Genomic DNA, 16,729 nt, shown 5'->3' on the forward strand with positions numbered 1-16,729 from the left:
CATTTCCCAAGAGTATAGCGCGACGGCAGGGGGGTGGCGAATCAGGCCGCCGCAGACGGGGGCAGAGCCACCGGATCAGGGGGTGTCAGGGGCGCACCCATGGCGTGCGGGCGAGCCAGCGCCACAGCCACTCCAGCGGGCCGGTGCGGCGGTAGTGGAGGTAGAGGCCGCTCAGGGTCATCTGCACCGGCCAGAGGGCAAGGGCGAGCAGCAGCAGCCCCGCCCAGCCGAGGCTGGCGAACAGGCCGAACCCGAAGCCGGAGAACAGCAGGAACTGCCCGATCACCGTCTGGCCGATGTAGTTGGTCAGCGCCATGCGCCCGACCCAGGCCAGCGGCTCGAACCGGCGCGCGCCGTCCGGGTGGCGGGCGACCCGGGTCCAGATCAGGTAGAACAGCCCCACATGGCCGAGGGTGACGGCGCAGCGGCCGATCTGGTAGCCGGGCGAAAGGGCGGCGGGCCCGGCGAGGAAGTGCGACGCCATGGCCTGATGGGACAGCCAGATCCGCAGCGGCACGCCAATGCCATAGCCTGCCAGCGCCAGCAGCAGGTAGGTCCGTTGCGAGGCGCGGCCCTGAAGCACCTGCATCCGGGCAAGACCCGCGCCGATGAACATCATGCCCAGCGCGTCCGCCACCCACCAGATGACCAGCGGCGTCAGGTTCCACTCCGTCGCCAGCGGCACCAGATAGCGGGCGTTGTCCATGTAGCTGCCGAGGCGCGCCTGCCGCTCCTCGGCGAGGAAGGCGCGGAACCGGTCCGCCTGGTCGCCCGCCGTCAGGGTGGGCTGGGCATCGCCCAGCAGGAATGCCGCGCTCATGAAGGCCGCCAGCATGAAGATGAAGATCAGCCCCGTGCCGATGAGGTGGCGGGGCGGCCAGTCCCGCATGGGATAGAGGGCGCAGGCGGCGAGCCCGTAGATGAACAGGATGTCCCCCGGCCACAGCAGCATATAGGCATGGACCAGCCCGAAGACCGCCAGCCAGAAGGCGCGGCGGTAATAGAGCAGGGCGATCTCCCCCGCCGTGAGGTCCGGGTCGTCTTCCAGCCGCTGGAGGTAAAGGACGAAGCTGGCCCCGAACAGCAGTGAGAGCAGGCCCCGCATGGTGCCCTCGACGAACAGGGACTGGAGCCACCAGGCCAGCCGGTCGAACACGGTCCAGCCGAGGAGCGGCGGATATTCCTCGCCGCGCAGGGAGCCGCCCATGCCGATGATGTTGACGAGGAAAATGCCGAGGATCGCAAGGCCGCGCAGCGCGTCCATGCCCTGGTACCGCTTCGCTGTGCCGGCCATTCCCTCTCCGCGGTTGCGCCTTGCCAGCGGTCTACGTTAGGGCAACTGGCGTAGGGCGCAAGTCGTAGGTGCAGGGAGGGGGCGCGGTCTACAGTGTCCGCAGGTCCGTGCGGTAGGTCTGCGCCAGCGCGGCGTAGTGGGCGGTGCCCAGGCGGTGGCGCTCGATTTCCTCCCGCGTCAGGTCGCGCACGTATTTGGCCGGGCGGCCGGCCCACATCTGCCCGGCGGGGATGCGCTTGCCCGGCGTGAGCAGCGCGCCGGCGGCCAGCATGGCGCCCGGCTCGATCACGCAGCCGTCCATCACCGTCGCGCCGAGGCCGACGAAGCAGCCGTCCTGCAACTCGCAGCCGTGGATCATGGCCATGTGGCCGATGAGCACGTCGTTGCCGATGGTGGTGCCGTGGGTCTTGCGGCTCACGTGCACCACCGTGCCGTCCTGGATGTTGGTGCGCGCGCCGATGCGGATGAAGTTGACGTCGCCGCGCAGCACGCAGTTGAACCAGACGGAGGAGCCGGGGCCGATCTCCACGTCGCCGATCACCTGCGCGCCGGGGGCGATGAACACATCCTCGGCGATGCGGGGCGTGAGGGTGCCCAGGGCATGGACCGGCATGACGGCGCCTCCCGTTCGATCAGGGGAACAGCGGGGCCTGTTCCAGCCCCATGGTTTCCGGCAGGCCGAACATCACGTTGAAGTTCTGGATGGCCTGACCGGACGAGCCCTTCACCAGATTGTCGATGGCCGAGACCACGATGGCGCGGCCCGGAATCCGGTCGGGGAACACGTTGATGACGCAGTGATTGGAGCCGCGCACCATGCGGGTGGCCGGGGCCACGCCCTTGGGCAGCACATGGACGAACGGCTCGTCGGCGTAGCGCTGGGCGAGGGCCTCGCGCAGCGAGTCCGCGCTCTGGCCGTCCGTCAGCTCGACGGTGATGGTCTCCAGCTCGCCCCGGTTGATGGGCACAAGGTGCGGCGTGAAGCTGATGTAAAGCGGCTCGCCCGCCGCCTTGCCCAGCTCCTGCTCGATCTCCGGCATGTGGCGGTGGTGGCCCAGGCCGTAAGGGTGCATGGCCTCGGCCACTTCCGCGAACAGGTTGGCCTCCTTGAGGCTGCGGCCCGCGCCCGAGACGCCGGAGAGCGCGTTGATGGTGATGTTGCGCGGAGTGATCAGCCGGTTCTGCAGCAGCGGGATCAGCGCCAGCAGGGCGGCGGTCGGGTAGCAGCCGGGGCAGGCGACAAGGCGCGCGGACCTGAGCTGCTCGCGGGCGTGCTCGGTGAGGCCGTAGACCGCCTCGCCCTGCAACTCCAGCGCCGCGTGCGGGTTGCCGTACCACTGCTCGTAGGTGGCCGGGTCGCGCAGGCGGAAGTCGGCGGAAAGATCGATCACCTTGGGCGGATTCGGCCCCTCGAAGATCTGCCGGATGATCTGCTGGCTGGTGGCGTGCGGCAGGCAGCCGAACACGGCGTCCACCTGGCTGAAGTCGATGGACTCGGCCGTCACCAGATCGGGCAGCGGATAGGCCTTGAAGTGCGGCCACACCGCATCGACCGCCTGCCCGGCCTTGCGCTCGCCCGAGAGGGCAACGATTTCCATCTGCGGGTGCAGAAGGGCAAGGCGGATCAGGTCCGCGCCGGTGTAGCCGGAAGCGCCCAGCACTGCGATCTTCAGCTTGGTCATTTGGCCGATCTTTCCACAAACAGACTGATACGGAAAAACGGCGGGCACAGTATGTCCGCCGTGACCGGGGTGCAAGCTGTCACTCTGTCAGGCACGGCAAAGAGCGGCTTCGGAAAAGAGCCGCCCCGGAGAAGACCTGCCCCGGAGAAGACCCGTTCCGGCAGGGCCGCCTCAGGCCAGGTTGCCTCAGGCCAGGTTGCGTCAGGCCAGGTTGCCTCAGGCCAGGTTGTTGGGCAGCTCGTTGATCGCCTCCTCCAGCTCCAGGAAGGAGGGGGCGTGTTCGCTCGGGGTGTTGCGGCGGCCGATCTCCACGGCCACCTGCGGCGCCAGCCCCTGAAGGTGGGCGATGATGACGGTCTTGGCCAGCCGCAGGAACTGGCTTTCCGCCTCCAGCACCTGCCGCAGACGCTCGGCGATCGGCCCGACGATGCAGTAGGAGAGCAGCACGCCAAGGAAGGTGCCGACCAGCGCGCCGCCGATCATCGCGCCGAGGATCTCGGTGGGCTGGTCGATGGAGCCCATGGTCTTCACCACGCCGAGCACGGCGGCGACGATACCGATGGCGGGCAGGCCGTCGGCCATGATCTGCAACGCGTGCTGGGCCTGGTGCTCCTCCTCGTGGTGCTTCTCCAGATCCTTCTCCATGGCGTCCTCCACCTGGTGCGGATCGTCGAAGTTCATGGTCATCATGCGCAGGTAGTCGCAGATGAACGCCACCAGATGGTGGTCGGCGAGAAGGCGCGGGAACTGCTGGAAGATCTTGGATTCCTCGGGGCGCTCGATGTGCGATTCGATGGCGACCACGCCCTTGGTGCGGACGGTCCTGATGAGCAGGAACAGGAGGCACAGCAGGTCCTGATAGTCCTGCTTCTGCCACTTCTCGCCCTTGAATGCCCGGCCGATGCCCTGGCCCGCTTTCTTGAGCACGGTCTTGGAGTTGGCGACGATGAACGCACCCAGCGCGCCGCCCGCCACCGCCATCAGCTCGTGCGGGGCCGCGTGCAGGATGATTTCCATCTTGCCCCCGGCGAGGATGAACGAGCCGAAGACGCAGACAAAGACAACGACCAGACCGATGATAATGAACATGGCGCACGGGGACCCAAGTGGTTAACCGCGGCCATTGTGGTCGCCTATGCTTAAAGCGAAGTTACCAATGACGCCGTTCTGTCCGGCGGCGAGGGGCGCGGGGCGTATGGGCGCGAAGCGGCGGGAGTGTTCCCGGAAACCGGGAAGACGCTCTCCCGCCGTCCTGCGACAGCCTGATTGTTGTGTCTGGCAGGTGCAACGGCTGATTCCGATGCGGCACCGACCTGCCCGACATTTGCTTCCTGCTGGAGCACTGGCGTGCCCACCGTGGGGGAGGGACACGCCAGTGTGGTCCAGTTTATCTCCCAAGCTCGATCTTGATCGTAATCCTGATGCGGCTTAGGATCAGGACCAGAAGGATGTAGGCTGTCATTCCAGTATCCTTCTGGAAATTGCGGGGCCAACTCCCGCCAGTCACCGGGTCGCTGCGTGCGGCCCGGTGTTTTATTTTCTCCAGCGGAATGTTCGGAATCAAAGAAAATCAGCCAATTTCAATGAATTAATTGGCTGATTTTATTGAGAAATCCGGTTTGAATTCTTCGGAATTCTTCTGGGGCGCATGGGCGCAGACGCCGCCTGGGCGGGGCCAGCGGTTCCGCCAGCCCCGATGCCCCGATGCGCCGATGCACCGGTGCACCAATGCTCCGATGCGAAAGGCCGTGCCCTATTCTTCTTCTTCCGTCGCCTTCTCGCCCAGGCTCTTCAGCCACTTGCCGAGGGCGAACGGATTGAGCGCGCCGCGCGGCTTCTCCGCATTGGTGCCGACGGGCGCGTCGTCATTGGCCTTCATCACCCGGTTGGCGCGGGCCACGGGCGAATCCTGCGCCGGATCGACCGGGCGCGTCACGGTTTCGCCCGGCACGCGGTAGCGCTGCTGCGGGTCGCGCTCGGCGCAGACCACGATCTCGTCGCCGATGGTCAGGCTGCCGTTGGGGGCGGAACAGGCGCGGCGCACCTCGTCGGGCGTGATCGCCTGCCGGATGCGGCGCTGGTACTGCTCCGTCGCCGGGGCCGCCTGTGCGGTGGTGGTCTGTGCGGTGGCGTTCTGCGCGGCGGCGCTCGCCTGCGTCTGCGCCTGCGCCGCGTTGGCCTGTACCGGCTCGGCCTGTGCGGACTCGGCCTGTGCTGGTTCAGTCTGGGCCGCCGCGGGCGCTATCCCGGCGGCAAGGCCCAGCGCGGCCACGAGGGCGAGGGCAGGGGCGGGAAGGGCAAGGTGATACGACATAGGGCTCATCTCCACCCGTGTTGTTTAGCACCCAGGGGACGGGCCGCAAATGGCGGAAGCGTCAGATCCGCCATTTGCGGCAATGGTGTTGCCCCTTGGGAACCTTCCCGCCGGAGCGCCCCGATCAAGAGGTGAGGTGAGGGCTCAGTTGTACTTGACCGAGCAGCCGTAGGGCTTGGTGGCGCTGTCCGCCACCGGCTGGCCGGCCTTCACGCTGGCAAGGGCGGCGGTGACGTAGTTCTTCGCGGTCTTGATATCGTCCGGGTTGGCGGTCGGCTTGTCGTCGATCGCGCCCATGTAGACGAGCGTCCCCTTGGGATCGATCACGAACATGTGGGGCGTGGTCTTGGCCTCGTAGAGCCGGCCGACCTTGCCGTCCGTGTCGAGCAGGTAGGCGCTGGGCGCGGCCTTCTGGGCGGCCAGCAGATCCTTGGCGGCCTGCGGGGTGAGATGACCCTGCTTGCCCTCGGCGGAGGTGTTGATGGTGAGCCAGACGACGCCGTCGCTGGTGGCGGACTTCTGCAGGGCCTGCATGTTGCCGCTGTCGTAGTGCTTCTTCACGAACGGGCACTCGGGGTTGTGCCACTCCAGCACCACCGTCTTGCCCTTGTAGTCGGACAGGGCATGGGTCTTGCCGTTGATGTCGGTGGCGGTGAAGGCCGGGGCGGGCGCGCCGACCTTGGGCGCGGCGAACGCCGGGGCACTGATGGCGATGGTGACCGCAAGTGCGGAAAGCAGCGTCTTGGGCTTCATGCGTAAGCTCCCTGGGAAACAGCTTGGGACAAAGGGCTGAAAACGGAACGCCCGGAAACGCAACGGAACACGGGGACGAAGCGGGCCGTGGCCCGCGCCGTCAGGCGACAGTCTCGATCAGGAGCGAAGGTGTCAGGATCTGCGGCAGCACCTGCGGCTGATCCCGATCCGCCCCCTTGGGGAAAAACAGATAAAGCGGAACGCCGTCCCGGCCATAGCGGCGCAGCACGGCGGCGATGGTGTCGTCGCGGCGGGTCCAGTCGCCCACCAGCACCGCAACGCCCGCCTCGCGGAACGCCTCGGCCACCTGCGGCCGCTCCAGCGCCGCCCGCTCGTTCAGCTTGCAGGTCACGCACCAGTCGGCGGTGAAGTAGACGAAGGTGGGCGTGCCGCTGGCGAGCAGCGTGTCGAGCGCCGCGTCCGAGAACGGCTCCGCCGTCAGCGTGCCCGAGGCAAGGCGCGTGCCCGCGTTCTCCCCCGCCGCCGCATCCGCGCTGCCGAGGCGCGGCGCGGCCAGGCCGCCGGTCACGCCGATCAGCAGCGCCGCCAGCGCCCAGCCGAGGCGCATGGGGCGGCCGGTCTCCTGCGCGCGGCCCACCAGCCACAGGGCGAGCGCCATCAGGAGGGCAACGGCCAGGCCCGCCACCATGGCATCAAGCCCCACCTGCCGCCCGACGATCCAGAACAGCCACAGGGCGGTGGCGAACATGGGGAAGGCGAGCACGCGGCGGAAGGTGTCCATCCACGCGCCGGGGCGGGGCAGCAGCCGGCGCAGGGGCGCCACATAGCCCAGCGCCAGGAAGGGCAGCGCCATGCCGAGGCCGAGCGCCAGGTAGATCGCCATGCCGAGCGCGGGCGGCAGGGCGAGCGTTGCCCCGAGTGCGGCGGCCATGAACGGGGCGGTGCAGGGGGTGGCGACCAGCACGGCGAGCGCGCCGGTCCAGAACGCGCCCTTGGCGCCGCCGCTGGAGGCCAGGCTCTGCCCCGCGCCCGCAAGGCGGGTGGTGATCTCGAACACCCCGGCGAGGTTGAGGCCGATGGCGACCATCAGCAGGGCGAGCAGGGCCACCATGCGCGGGTCCTGCAAATGGAAGGCCCAGCCCACCGCCTCGCCGCCCGCGCGCAGGGCGAGCAGCAGGCCGCCGAGCAGGCCCATGGTGAGGAGCACGCCGCCGGTGTAGGCCAGCGCCTCCTGACGTGCGCCGCGCGCGGACTCGCCCGCGCGGGCAAGGCTCAGCGCCTTGAGGCTGAGGATGGGGAACACGCAGGGCATCAGGTTGAGGAGAAGGCCGCCCAGCAGCGCCGAGCCGAGGGCGAGCGGCAGGCTGATCGCGCCCGGGGCAGCGCTGCCGTCGGCGCCCGCCCCGCCGGCGCCGGTGCCGGCGGTGCCGCCATGGCCGTCGCCGAGGCCGCCGCTGGTGATCACCTTGCCGGGGGGAAGCAGCGCGGGCAGCTCCACATCCCGCTCGCCGGTGATGAAAAAGGCGTCCGGCTTCGGCGCGCCCGCCAGCTTCACGGTGAGAATGCCGGAGAGGGTCGCCGCGTCCGGCTTGTAGCCCGCTTTGGTGGTGAGGCGCAGGGTGCCGTTCATCACCATGGCGTCCTGCGTCGCGGTGTAGCTGATGAGTCCGTCCTCGACCGGGTAGAACAGCACCTGCTCGATGCCCGTCTCCGGCAGCGCCCAGGGCATCTCCAGCGTGAAGCGGTCGTCCAGCGTGTTGAAGCGCACCGGCCAGTCGACCGGCGTCGGCATGGCCGCACGCGCCCTGGCGAAAAGATCGCGGTTGGCCGGGTCGATCGCGCCGTCGCCCACCGGGAGGGTGAGCTTCAGCTCCGCATCCTCCGGCACGCACTGCTGGTCGTCGCACACCAGCCAGGCGGCCCTGGCGGTGATCGGCACCGTGCTGCCGGGCGCAAGGTCAGCCGGCGGCGTCAGCGTCACCAGCAGGGTCGAGGGCCCCTCGTAGCCGAAGTTCACCAGCTCGCCGCCGAAAGGCAGGCGGCCGGGCGTCGGATATTCCAGATCGCCCGCCGAGAAGCCCGGCGGCAGATCCCACGTCACCGTGGTCTCCATGCCGCTGTCACCCGGGTTCTTCCAGTAGGTGTGCCACTTCTCCTGCGGCGTCATGGTGAGCGCCAGCGTCAGCGGCTTGCCTGGCGCGACCGAGGCCGTCTCGGCCACCAGCCCCACGGTGGTGTGGGGGCGCTGGACCGGATTGGCCAGCACCGGGCTCAGGGCGGCGACGACAATCGCCGCGGCAAGGGAGACTGTTTTCAGCATGGCAAGAGAATAGGCAGAATTCTGCAAAGACGAAAGTCCGCCCCGGGTTGTTACGCCGGCTTCATCTACTTCTGCTGTCGATTCGGCGCATGGAGGGGCTGCGGCCCTCCGGCAAAAGCCCCGCCCCAAAAAGAAAAGGGCGCGGCCCGAAGGCCACGCCCTTTCCCGGAATGCAAACAGGCTTTCGCCTGAGCCGCGCTTAGCGCTTCGAGAACTGGAAGCTGCGGCGGGCGCCGGCCCGGCCGTACTTCTTGCGCTCGACGACGCGGGCGTCGCGGGTCAGGAAGCCGGCCGCCTTGATCGGGCCGCGCAGGGCCGGCTCGTAGCGGGTCAGCGCCTGGGCGATGCCGTGCTTCACGGCACCGGCCTGACCGGACAGACCGCCGCCGGTGACGGTGGCGATCACGTCGTACTGGCCGACGCGGTCAGCGACCTGGAACGGCTGGTTGATCACCAGACGCAGGGTCGGACGGGCGAAGTAGACTTCCTGGTCGCGGCCGTTGATGGTGATCTTGCCGGTGCCCGGCTTCACCCACACGCGGGCCACGGCGTTCTTGCGCTTGCCGGTGGCGTAGGCGCGGCCGTAGGCGTCGATCTGCGGTTCGCGAATCGGAGCGGCAGTGGCTTCGCCGTTGCCAGCGCCGAGGGACTTCAGATCCTCAAGGGTTTGCTTCTCGACCATTACGCGCCTCGCTTATTCTTGGCGTTCATCGACGCCACGTCGAGCACAACCGGGTTCTGGGCCTCGTGCGGGTGCGACGGGCCGGCATAGATGCGCAGGTTGCGCATCTGCTTGCGGCCGAGCGGGCCGCGCGGAACCATGCGCTCCACGGCCTTCTCGAGAACGCGCTCGGGGAAGCGGCCGCCGAGCGCCTTGTCAGCGCGCAGCTCCTTGATGCCGCCGGCGTAGCCGGTGTGGCGGTAGTAGAACTTCTGCGTCAGCTTGCGGCCGGTGAACTTCACCTTTTCCGCATTGATGACGATGACGTTATCGCCGCAGTCCACGTGGGGCGTGTAGCTGGGCTTGTGCTTGCCGCGCAGGTGGTTGGCGATGATCGCAGCCAGACGGCCCACAACGAGACCGTCAGCGTCGATCAGCAGCCACTTCTTTTCCACCTCCGCCGGTTTGGCGACGTAGGTCTTCATGGTGTGCCTCGGTGCTCACATAATCGATGGCAACGGATGGAATCCGTCGCTGAACCGGGTGCTAATTGGGGGAGGCCGCGCGCAAAGTCAAGGATAAAGCGGGTTTAGGCGGTGTGGTAAAATAATACCACAGCGGGTGGAAGGGCCCCCGCCGCCGGGCTGGCCGGCAGGCGGGGGTGGTTCCTTACCAGGTCACGCCCAGGCGGGCGTAGAGGTAGCGGCCGTTGAAGCCGAAGGGCGAATAGAACGGGAAGGCCGTCACGCCTGAGGTGTTGAGGTCGGCCGGGTAGGCCCGGGGGTAGGTGTCGAACAGGTTGTCCGCGCCCACCGCCAGCGTGACCCGCTCGTCGAAGCGGTAGCGGGCTTCCAGATCCACCACCGTCTTGCGGCCGGTCCAGTGGTCCGAGGCTTCCGTCGAGCCCGGCTGGAGCACGTTGCCGTAGTGGGTGGCGCGCAGCGTCACGCCCAGCGCGTCGAGGGTCCAGTCGATGCTGCCCACGATCTTGGAGCGGGGCGTGCCCTTCTCCAGCGTCAGGATGCGGTTGCGGGCGAACAGCGTCGGCGCCGGGTCGAGCGTGGCGGTGGAAGTGGGCACCTTCTTCACGTCGATGTCGTTGAAGTTGGCGGCCAGCGTGAAGTCGAACGTGCCGGCGGCGGGCGTTGCGTGCCGGTAGCGGGCGACGATATCGACGCCGGTCGTCTCCGTGGTGATGCCGTTGATGAAGAAGCGGGCCGCCTGCACGCCGAAGGGGGCGAGGATGTCCGCCACCTGCTGGCTGAAGCTCGCCTGGATGTTCTCCGAGAGCGCGAGCTGGTCGCGGATGCGGATGTGGTAGGCGTCCACCGTCAGCTCGAAGCCGCCCGCGTGGTAGACGAGGCCCAGCGAGACGTTGGTGCTCTTCTCCGGGTCAAGCTCCTTCCCGCCGAGCGCCACGGCCACCGGGCTGGTGGCGGGGTAGGTGCCGGTCTCCAGAATGTCCGGCGTCACCACCACCGAGGCGGTGGAGGTGAAATAGCTCTGCTGGAGCGAGGGCGCGCGGAAGCCCGTGGAGACCGTGCCGCGCAGGGCGAAGGCGTCGGTGACGTCGTAGCGGGCGGAGAGCTTGGCGGTGGCCGTCTCGCCGAAGTCGGAGTAGCTCTCGCCGCGCACCGCCGCGCCGATGGTGAAGCGGTCGGCCAGCCGCGCCTCCACGTCCAGATAGGCCGAGACGTTGTCGCGGTGCTTGTTCACCTCGTTGGAGGGCTGGAAGCCGATGAACCCTTGCGCGCCGCCGGTCAGCGAGGTGTTCCCGCCGAGCGGCCCGCGGTTGTAGGACTCGGGCTGGCCCGCCTTGATCTCGAAGCCTTCCCGCCGGTACTCGACGCCCGCCGCCACCGTGACGGTGCCGTTGGTGATGTCGAACTCCCGCGCCGTGTCCAGACCCGCCACGAACTGGTCGTAGATCAGCGCGCCGTCATAGAAGCGGGTGGGGGAGTCGGCGCCGTAGGTGGAGTTGAGCGAATTCAGGGTGCGGAAGGCGAGGCGGTTGCGGCCGTAGCTGAGGTTGAGGTCCGTCCGCCACGCGCCGATGTCGCCGCGCAGGCCGCCCGCCAGCGTCAGATCCCTGGACCTGACGTTGATGAGCGGCAGGAAGCCGTCCGGGTAGATTTCCGGCACGTTGTTCACGTTGCTCGGCACGCGCGGGAAGGCGGCGCTGGTGCTGTCGCGGTACTGGTAGCCGCCCCAGCCGTAGAGCTCCCAGGTGTCGGAGACCGGCGCGGCAGCGTTGACGTAGACCGTGCCCTGCTCCACGTCCGGGTCGCCGAAGCGCGAGCGCACCTTCTGCGGCGTGACCCGCGGGTCCACGTCGCCCCGGCTGGTCGGGTTGCGGTTCACATATTCGCCGGTGATGGTGAGGAAGCCCTCGGCGCCCAGCGCGAAGCCCTGCCAGGCCGAGACGTTCCAGGTCTCGCCATCCCGTTCCTTCCGGCTGCTGCGGGCGGCGTCCACCGTCGTCACATACTGGCCGTAGCTGACCGTCGCGCCGCCGCCCTCGCGCGCCTCGCGCAGGCGCAGGTTGACCACGCCCGCAATGGCGTCGGAGCCGTACTGGGCCGAGGCGCCGTCGCGCAGCACCTCCACCTGCTCGATGGCCGCCGTCGGAATGGTGTTCAGGTCCACCGCCGCCGAGCCGCGCCCCACCGAGCCGTTCACGTTGAGAAGGGCGGAGGTGTGGCCGCGCACGCCGTTGATGAGCACCAGCGTCTGGTCGGGCGAGAGGCCGCGCAGCGTGGCCGGACGGATGGAGTCCGTGCCGTCCACGGCCGAGGGGCGCGGAAAGACGATGGAGGGCGCAACGGTTGAAAGCGCCTCCGCCAGTTCCGGGCTGGCCTGGTTGCGCAGGGCCTCGCCACCCAGCACATCGACGGGCGAGACCGCATCCAGCCGGGTCCGCCCCTGAACGCGGGTGCCGGTGACGATGATCTGGTCGGCGTTGACGGTAGCCGTGTTCGCCTGCTCCCCGGTTGTCTCCTTCTGCTGGGCAACAGCGCCCGCCAGCGGCACGGCGGCGAAAACGGTGGCGAGCAATCCGGCTTTCCTGATTGAAGTCATGAAGTCGTCCCCTCTGAGGATTGCACACACGTGGCCGCGCGGGGGGTGCCCCGCGCCGCGCACGACCCCGGCAACGCAACAGCGGCGGAGCGGCCATGGCCAGCCCATGCGACCGGCAGCCCTTCGCTCCGGTTACAGTCTTTTAAGACTACCGAAACGATAGGGTTGGTGGCGAGAAACTTTTTCTGAAGTGTGGCCCAGCCCGGCTTGCAGGTGAGGATGACGGCCGGCTAGCGCTCGTCGGCGCTCCAGGCGTGGCGCTTGAGGATCTCCAGCGGGATCAGCAGGAGCGTGGCCTCGTTGGTGGCCTCCAGAACCAGCGGCGGGGCGACGCCCGCCTGCAGCGCCTCCACCCAGCGCAGGGCGCACAGGCACCAGCGGTCGCCCGGCTTCAGGCCGTTGAAGTCGTACTCGGGGCGCGGGGTGGAGAGGTCGTTGCCCCGCTTCCTGCTGAAGGCGAGGAAGTCCTCGGTCATCACCGCGCAGACCAGATGCAGCCCGGTGTCCTCCGGCCCGGTGTTGCAGCAGCCGTCGCGGTAGAAGCCGGTCATGGGATCGAAGGAGCAGGCGGTCAGCCGCCCGCCCAGCACGTTGCGCGGCGCGCCGTGCCGTTCAACCGGATCGTCGAAGGCCATGGCGCCTCCTTTTCTAGTCCCGGGTTTCGGTTCTCACCCAGTCCAGATAGGGAGGAAATCCGCCGATAACAGGCCATGCGACGATGCAGGGCGTCTCATAGGGGTGGGACTGGCGGATGCGCGCGACGAGCGCGTCCAGCCGGTCGGCGGTGGTCTTGAGGAGGGCGGCAGTCTCCGGGTCGCGCTCCACCCGGCCTTCCCAGGTGTAGATGGAGGTGAGGCCGGGGAACAGGTTGGCGCAGGCGATCAGCCGCTCGCGCACCAGGTCCGTGACCAGATCGTCGGCGGCAAAGCCCGCGGGGAAGGTCACGTAGACGCTGACGAGGTCGGTGTCGCCGGGGGTGTCCCCGCCAGCGGTCCTGGCGGAACGCGCGGCCTCAAGCGGTTCGGTCTCTGCGGGCGGTTCCTGCGCCATGCCCGTTCCGTCTCCTTCGCCAGAGCGTTTAGGCCACCCGCCGGACGTCGCGGCCCCGGTGGGCGTAGAACAGGGCCGCGGCCAGCAGGATCACCGCGCCGCCCTGGTGGGCGACGCCCAGCACGATCGGCACCGCGTGCACGATGGTGAGGATGCCGAGGGTGATCTGGAAGGCCAGCGCGATGCCGAACAGGGTGGCGCGGGCCTTCATGCCCTCGATGCCGGTGCGGAAGCCGTCCGCGATCCACAGCACGCCGACGATGGCCAGCGCATAGGCGATGCAGCGGTGCACGAACTGCACCACAATGCCATTTTCGGTGAAGTTCAGCCAGCCCAGCGCGGCGTCCCACAGGGTCTCCGGCATGAAGCTGTCGCCCATCAGCGGCCAGGTGTTGTAGGCAAAGCCCGCGTTGAGCCCGGCGACGAACGCCCCCATGACGATCTGAAGCGTGAGCAGCACGAAGAACGGCACGGCCCAGCGGCTGGCGACGGGCGGCGCGGGCGGGCGGTTGCGGTCGGCGATCAGGTTGAGCGCGGTCCACAGCAGCCCGGAGAAGATGATGAGCGCCACCCCCAGGTGGGTGGCCAGCCGGTAATGGCTCACGTCCGTGCGTTCGGTGAGGCCCGAGGAGACCATCCACCAGCCGATCGCCCCTTGCAGGCCGCCCAGCAGCAGCAGCCCGAACAGGCGCTTTTTGTAGCCCTCGGGGATGCGGCGGCGCACCAGGAACCAGAGGAAGGGAAGGGCATAGGCAAGGCCGATCAGGCGGCCGAGCAGGCGGTGCCCCCACTCCCACCAGTAGATGTTCTTGAAGTCCTCCAGCGACATCCAGGCGTGTTCGAGCTGGTACTCGGGGATCTTCTTGTAGGCCTCGAACTCGGCCTGCCAGTCCGCGTCCGTCAGCGGCGGGATCGCACCGGCGATGGGCTTCCACTCGACGATGGACAGGCCCGACTCGGTCAGGCGGGTCGCGCCGCCCACCACCACCATCAGGAACACAAGGCTGGCCACCATCAGCAGCCAGGTTGCAATTGCGGTGCGGCTGGTACGCGCGGAGGCGTCCGGGGCCGTCTCGATCGGCAGGGTCTCGCTCATGCGCTGTCACCTAGGCGGAACCGCCAGCCGAGCCAAGCCCCTGCGACATAAGGGCGTATCGGGGCGGGCGGAAAAACGGGCCCGCCGAAGGATCGTTGGCGCACCCCGCCTTTCGGGGGGGGGGGGAGGGATGGCGTCAAGTGCGGTCCCACGCAAATTATTTCGGCGACGGGGCTTGTCGGCGGGATGGTGTTATAATATCTCATGGCTCAGCGAAGGAGACCCACCCATGGCCAGGCCTGACTGGTTGGATTTTTCGGCGATCGGCATGTCCGGTCTGTGCCTTGTGCACTGCCTGGCCAGCGGCCTGTTCGTCGCCAGCCTGTCCGCGGTCAGCCTGTCGGCGGTGACGGCCAGCCACGCGTTCCACCTCTACGCCCTGTTCGCCGCCGTTCCGCTGGCGGCGTGGGCGCTGGGGCGGGGCTGGCGGCGCCAGCGCCGGGCGGCCCCGCTGGTGCTGGGCGCGGTTGGCCTTGCGCTCATGACCATCGGCGTGCTGCCCAGCCTCGCGGGCGTGGTGGAGACCATCCTCACCGTGACGGGCGTGACGGTGCTGGCGCTGGGTCATTTTCTCAACTGGCGCGGCCGGCAGGGCGGCGAGGATGCGGCGCCCTGCAGCCATGCGGAAGCCGGCCCTGCGGAAGCCGCTGCCGCCTGCGCATGCCTTCCCGCCGCACGGGCCGCGGGCGCACGGCGCCCGGCGGCACAGCTTTCCGCCGCGCGGCTCAAGGACGCGGCCTGAGCATAGGCCGCCACTCCCTGCGGAGATTGCGGCACGGCCCCATCCAAGGTAATGGATGGGATGAGGTTATCTTATGGCGCACGAGCATCATGTCCATTGCGAGCACGGGGAACATGTAACCCCGGAGGCGCGGCTGGCAGCCGCCGAGGCAGCGCTGGAGCGTCAGGGCGAGCAGTGGACGCCGCTGCGGCAGTCGGTCTACGAAGTGCTCGCCAGCTTCGAGCAGCCCGCCAGCGCCTACGACATCGCCGAGCGGGTGTCGGGCCGGGAAGGGCGGCGCATCGCCCCCAACACCGTGTACCGCATTCTCGACCTGTTCGTGGCGACCAACCTGGCCAAGCGCATCGAGAGCCGCAACGCCTTCCTGGTCTGCGACCACCCGGACCACGTGCACGACTGCATCTTTCTGGTGTGCGGCGTGTGCGGCACCACCACCCACATCGACGACGACGGCATCGCGGGCGAGCTGCGCAACGCCGCCCGCGCGCACGGCTTCATGCCGGAGCAGCCGGTCATCGAGGTGAAGGGCCGGTGCGGCGCCTGCGCGCGCGACTGACGCGGCCTGCACTGACACAGGCTGCACTGACGCAGACTGCGGGCGCCCGCCCGGCGCGTTTGTCCCTGTATCGCCATCCCCGGCCGGGCTGTCCCTCGGTGATCCGTGATTGATCGCAGTCCACTGGCCAGCCGCGCCCGGCTGGGTTAGGGGACGGGGAGACGGACAACAGACAAGACAACAGAGACCGGGAACGGGGGGTAGCAGGCGGATGGAGCGCGCATTCGAGCATCTGATGGACTATCCCTGGGTGGAGCGGCTGATCGATCTGGGCCTTGGCATCGCGGCCGCCCTCCTCATCCTGCTGATCGGCTGGTACGTCTCGGGCTGGATGAGCCGCCGGGCCCGGGTGCTGCTGACCGAGCGCATCCGCCTCGACGACACGGTGGCGCTGTTTCTCTCCGCCGTGGTGCGCTACGGCGTTCTCGTGCTGGTCATCGTCATGGCGCTGCCCAAGTTCGGCGTCGAGCCCACCAGCATTCTGGCCGTGCTGGGCGCGGCGGGCCTGGCCATTGGCCTTGCGCTCCAGAACACCCTCTCCAACATCGCGGCGGGCATCATGCTGGTGTTTCTGCGCCCGATGCGGGTGGGCGAGACCGTAGAGGTGGGCGGCGTCACCGGCACGGTCGTTGCCATCGGCCTGTTCACCACCGAGCTGCGCCGCTTCGACGGCCTTTACGTCTCCATGCCCAATTCGCAGATCTGGTCCTCGCAGGTGCTCAACTTCAGCCGCAACGCCACGCGCCGGGTGGAGGTGAAGGTGGGCGTCGCCTACGACGCCGATCTGGAGCAGGCCCGGGGCCTGCTGCTGGAGACGGCGCGGTCCCTGCCGGGCGTGCTGACGAGCCCCGCGCCGGAGGTGGTGATCACCGCGCTCGGCGAGAGCAGCGTCGATATGAGCGTGCGCGTCTGGGTGCCGGCGGGGGACTACACCATGCGCTGGTCCCAGCTGAACCGCGCCGTGAAGGAGGTGCTGGCGCGGAACGGCATCGAGATTCCCTTCCCGCAGCAGGTGATGCATCTGGCGGGCGGCGCGGCGGCGCTGGCGGGCGACGGCGGGGAGGCGCCCGATGCCGCGCCGGAGGGCAAGGGGGCGTGATGGCGGATAAGCCGTTTTGCGCCCTGTAAAATTCGCTTCATGGCATTATATCCAGCGCAGCACAGCCCGTCGCGAGGGAGCAGAATCAGCGCTGTTCATTCGACATGAGGGCTATTCCCCGTT

The 16,729-nt window shown here is 68.6% G+C and carries 16 protein-coding genes; 3 read left to right on the forward strand and 13 right to left on the reverse strand.

What is annotated here, in order from left to right; genetic code table 11:
* Window positions 1–85 precede the first annotated feature (85 nt).
* The 13 genes from ACSJJU_RS11700 to ACSJJU_RS11760 form a co-directional block, all read right to left on the reverse strand.
* A complete protein-coding gene (locus ACSJJU_RS11700; RefSeq protein ID WP_435915668.1) occupies window positions 86–1,294 on the reverse strand; it encodes a DUF418 domain-containing protein in 1,209 nt (402 codons plus the stop codon).
* 88 nt (window positions 1,295–1,382) lie between these two features.
* Entirely contained in the window at window positions 1,383–1,907 is a 525-nt protein-coding gene (locus tag ACSJJU_RS11705; RefSeq protein ID WP_435915669.1) for a gamma carbonic anhydrase family protein, read from the reverse strand.
* A 19-nt stretch (window positions 1,908–1,926) separates the two neighbouring features.
* On the reverse strand, window positions 1,927–2,976 hold the full coding sequence (gene argC / locus ACSJJU_RS11710) for an N-acetyl-gamma-glutamyl-phosphate reductase (protein WP_435915670.1): 1,050 nt from the start codon (window positions 2,974–2,976) through the stop codon (window positions 1,927–1,929).
* 216 nt (window positions 2,977–3,192) lie between these two features.
* A complete protein-coding gene (gene motA, locus ACSJJU_RS11715) occupies window positions 3,193–4,065 on the reverse strand; it encodes a flagellar motor stator protein MotA (RefSeq protein ID WP_435915671.1) in 873 nt (290 codons plus the stop codon).
* Between the two features lie 664 nt (window positions 4,066–4,729).
* The gene (locus tag ACSJJU_RS11720) at window positions 4,730–5,290 is read right to left on the reverse strand and encodes a hypothetical protein (protein ID WP_435915672.1); all 561 of its coding nucleotides are present in this window, start codon (window positions 5,288–5,290) and stop codon (window positions 4,730–4,732) included.
* A 144-nt stretch (window positions 5,291–5,434) separates the two neighbouring features.
* On the reverse strand, window positions 5,435–6,043 hold the full coding sequence (locus ACSJJU_RS11725) for a thioredoxin family protein (protein WP_435915673.1): 609 nt from the start codon (window positions 6,041–6,043) through the stop codon (window positions 5,435–5,437).
* A gap of 100 nt (window positions 6,044–6,143) precedes the next feature.
* Window positions 6,144–8,324 (reverse strand): protein-disulfide reductase DsbD family protein, encoded by a 2,181-nt coding sequence (locus ACSJJU_RS11730; RefSeq protein ID WP_435915674.1) that lies wholly within the window; start codon window positions 8,322–8,324, stop codon window positions 6,144–6,146.
* A gap of 199 nt (window positions 8,325–8,523) precedes the next feature.
* On the reverse strand, window positions 8,524–9,006 hold the full coding sequence (rpsI, locus tag ACSJJU_RS11735) for a 30S ribosomal protein S9 (RefSeq protein WP_435915675.1): 483 nt from the start codon (window positions 9,004–9,006) through the stop codon (window positions 8,524–8,526).
* Window positions 9,006–9,470: a 50S ribosomal protein L13 gene (gene rplM, locus ACSJJU_RS11740; protein ID WP_435915677.1), complete on the reverse strand. Its 465-nt coding sequence runs from the start codon at window positions 9,468–9,470 to the stop codon at window positions 9,006–9,008. The genes rpsI and rplM overlap by 1 nt, the downstream gene beginning before the upstream one ends.
* Before the next feature lie 184 nt (window positions 9,471–9,654).
* Window positions 9,655–12,063, reverse strand: coding sequence for a TonB-dependent receptor plug domain-containing protein (locus ACSJJU_RS11745; RefSeq protein WP_435915678.1), 2,409 nt, complete (start codon window positions 12,061–12,063; stop codon window positions 9,655–9,657).
* Window positions 12,064–12,293: 230 nt separating this feature from the next.
* Entirely contained in the window at window positions 12,294–12,698 is a 405-nt protein-coding gene (locus tag ACSJJU_RS11750) for a DUF2237 family protein (protein ID WP_435915680.1), read from the reverse strand.
* 13 nt (window positions 12,699–12,711) lie between these two features.
* Window positions 12,712–13,113, reverse strand: coding sequence for a divalent-cation tolerance protein CutA (cutA, locus tag ACSJJU_RS11755; RefSeq protein WP_435915681.1), 402 nt, complete (start codon window positions 13,111–13,113; stop codon window positions 12,712–12,714).
* Window positions 13,114–13,141: 28 nt separating this feature from the next.
* The gene (locus tag ACSJJU_RS11760) at window positions 13,142–14,209 is read right to left on the reverse strand and encodes a COX15/CtaA family protein (RefSeq protein WP_435915682.1); all 1,068 of its coding nucleotides are present in this window, start codon (window positions 14,207–14,209) and stop codon (window positions 13,142–13,144) included.
* 229 nt (window positions 14,210–14,438) lie between these two features.
* Between ACSJJU_RS11760 and ACSJJU_RS11765 the strand changes: the two genes are divergently transcribed.
* The 3 genes from ACSJJU_RS11765 to ACSJJU_RS11775 all read left to right on the forward strand — a co-directional run bounded on the left by ACSJJU_RS11765 (window position 14,439) and on the right by ACSJJU_RS11775 (window position 16,606).
* Entirely contained in the window at window positions 14,439–14,951 is a 513-nt protein-coding gene (locus ACSJJU_RS11765; RefSeq protein WP_435915683.1) for a MerC domain-containing protein, read from the forward strand.
* 73 nt (window positions 14,952–15,024) lie between these two features.
* Window positions 15,025–15,507, forward strand: a complete 483-nt coding sequence (locus ACSJJU_RS11770; protein WP_435915684.1) for a Fur family transcriptional regulator — start codon at window positions 15,025–15,027, stop codon at window positions 15,505–15,507.
* Between the two features lie 211 nt (window positions 15,508–15,718).
* Window positions 15,719–16,606: a mechanosensitive ion channel family protein gene (locus ACSJJU_RS11775; protein ID WP_435915685.1), complete on the forward strand. Its 888-nt coding sequence runs from the start codon at window positions 15,719–15,721 to the stop codon at window positions 16,604–16,606.
* Window positions 16,607–16,729 lie beyond the last annotated feature (123 nt).

The organism is Pedomonas sp. V897 (assembly GCF_051304405.1).
In the GTDB taxonomy this organism is placed as follows: domain Bacteria; phylum Pseudomonadota; class Alphaproteobacteria; order Sphingomonadales; family Sphingomonadaceae; genus Pedomonas.

Excerpts from the sequence above, each read along its gene's own strand:
- ACSJJU_RS11700 (WP_435915668.1), bottom strand. The coding sequence starts at position 1,294 with ATGGCCGGCACAGCGAAGCGGTACCAGGGCATGGACGCGCTGCGCGGC.
- ACSJJU_RS11705 (WP_435915669.1), bottom strand. The coding sequence starts at position 1,907 with ATGCCGGTCCATGCCCTGGGCACCCTCACGCCCCGCATCGCCGAGGAT.
- argC (WP_435915670.1), bottom strand. The coding sequence starts at position 2,976 with ATGACCAAGCTGAAGATCGCAGTGCTGGGCGCTTCCGGCTACACCGGC.
- motA (WP_435915671.1), bottom strand. The coding sequence starts at position 4,065 with ATGTTCATTATCATCGGTCTGGTCGTTGTCTTTGTCTGCGTCTTCGGC.
- ACSJJU_RS11720 (WP_435915672.1), bottom strand. The coding sequence starts at position 5,290 with ATGTCGTATCACCTTGCCCTTCCCGCCCCTGCCCTCGCCCTCGTGGCC.
- ACSJJU_RS11725 (WP_435915673.1), bottom strand. The coding sequence starts at position 6,043 with ATGAAGCCCAAGACGCTGCTTTCCGCACTTGCGGTCACCATCGCCATC.
- ACSJJU_RS11730 (WP_435915674.1), bottom strand. The coding sequence starts at position 8,324 with ATGCTGAAAACAGTCTCCCTTGCCGCGGCGATTGTCGTCGCCGCCCTG.
- rpsI (WP_435915675.1), bottom strand. The coding sequence starts at position 9,006 with ATGGTCGAGAAGCAAACCCTTGAGGATCTGAAGTCCCTCGGCGCTGGC.
- rplM (WP_435915677.1), bottom strand. The coding sequence starts at position 9,470 with ATGAAGACCTACGTCGCCAAACCGGCGGAGGTGGAAAAGAAGTGGCTG.
- ACSJJU_RS11745 (WP_435915678.1), bottom strand. The coding sequence starts at position 12,063 with ATGACTTCAATCAGGAAAGCCGGATTGCTCGCCACCGTTTTCGCCGCC.
- ACSJJU_RS11750 (WP_435915680.1), bottom strand. The coding sequence starts at position 12,698 with ATGGCCTTCGACGATCCGGTTGAACGGCACGGCGCGCCGCGCAACGTG.
- cutA (WP_435915681.1), bottom strand. The coding sequence starts at position 13,113 with ATGGCGCAGGAACCGCCCGCAGAGACCGAACCGCTTGAGGCCGCGCGT.
- ACSJJU_RS11760 (WP_435915682.1), bottom strand. The coding sequence starts at position 14,209 with ATGAGCGAGACCCTGCCGATCGAGACGGCCCCGGACGCCTCCGCGCGT.
- ACSJJU_RS11765 (WP_435915683.1), top strand. The coding sequence starts at position 14,439 with ATGGCCAGGCCTGACTGGTTGGATTTTTCGGCGATCGGCATGTCCGGT.
- ACSJJU_RS11770 (WP_435915684.1), top strand. The coding sequence starts at position 15,025 with ATGGCGCACGAGCATCATGTCCATTGCGAGCACGGGGAACATGTAACC.
- ACSJJU_RS11775 (WP_435915685.1), top strand. The coding sequence starts at position 15,719 with ATGGAGCGCGCATTCGAGCATCTGATGGACTATCCCTGGGTGGAGCGG.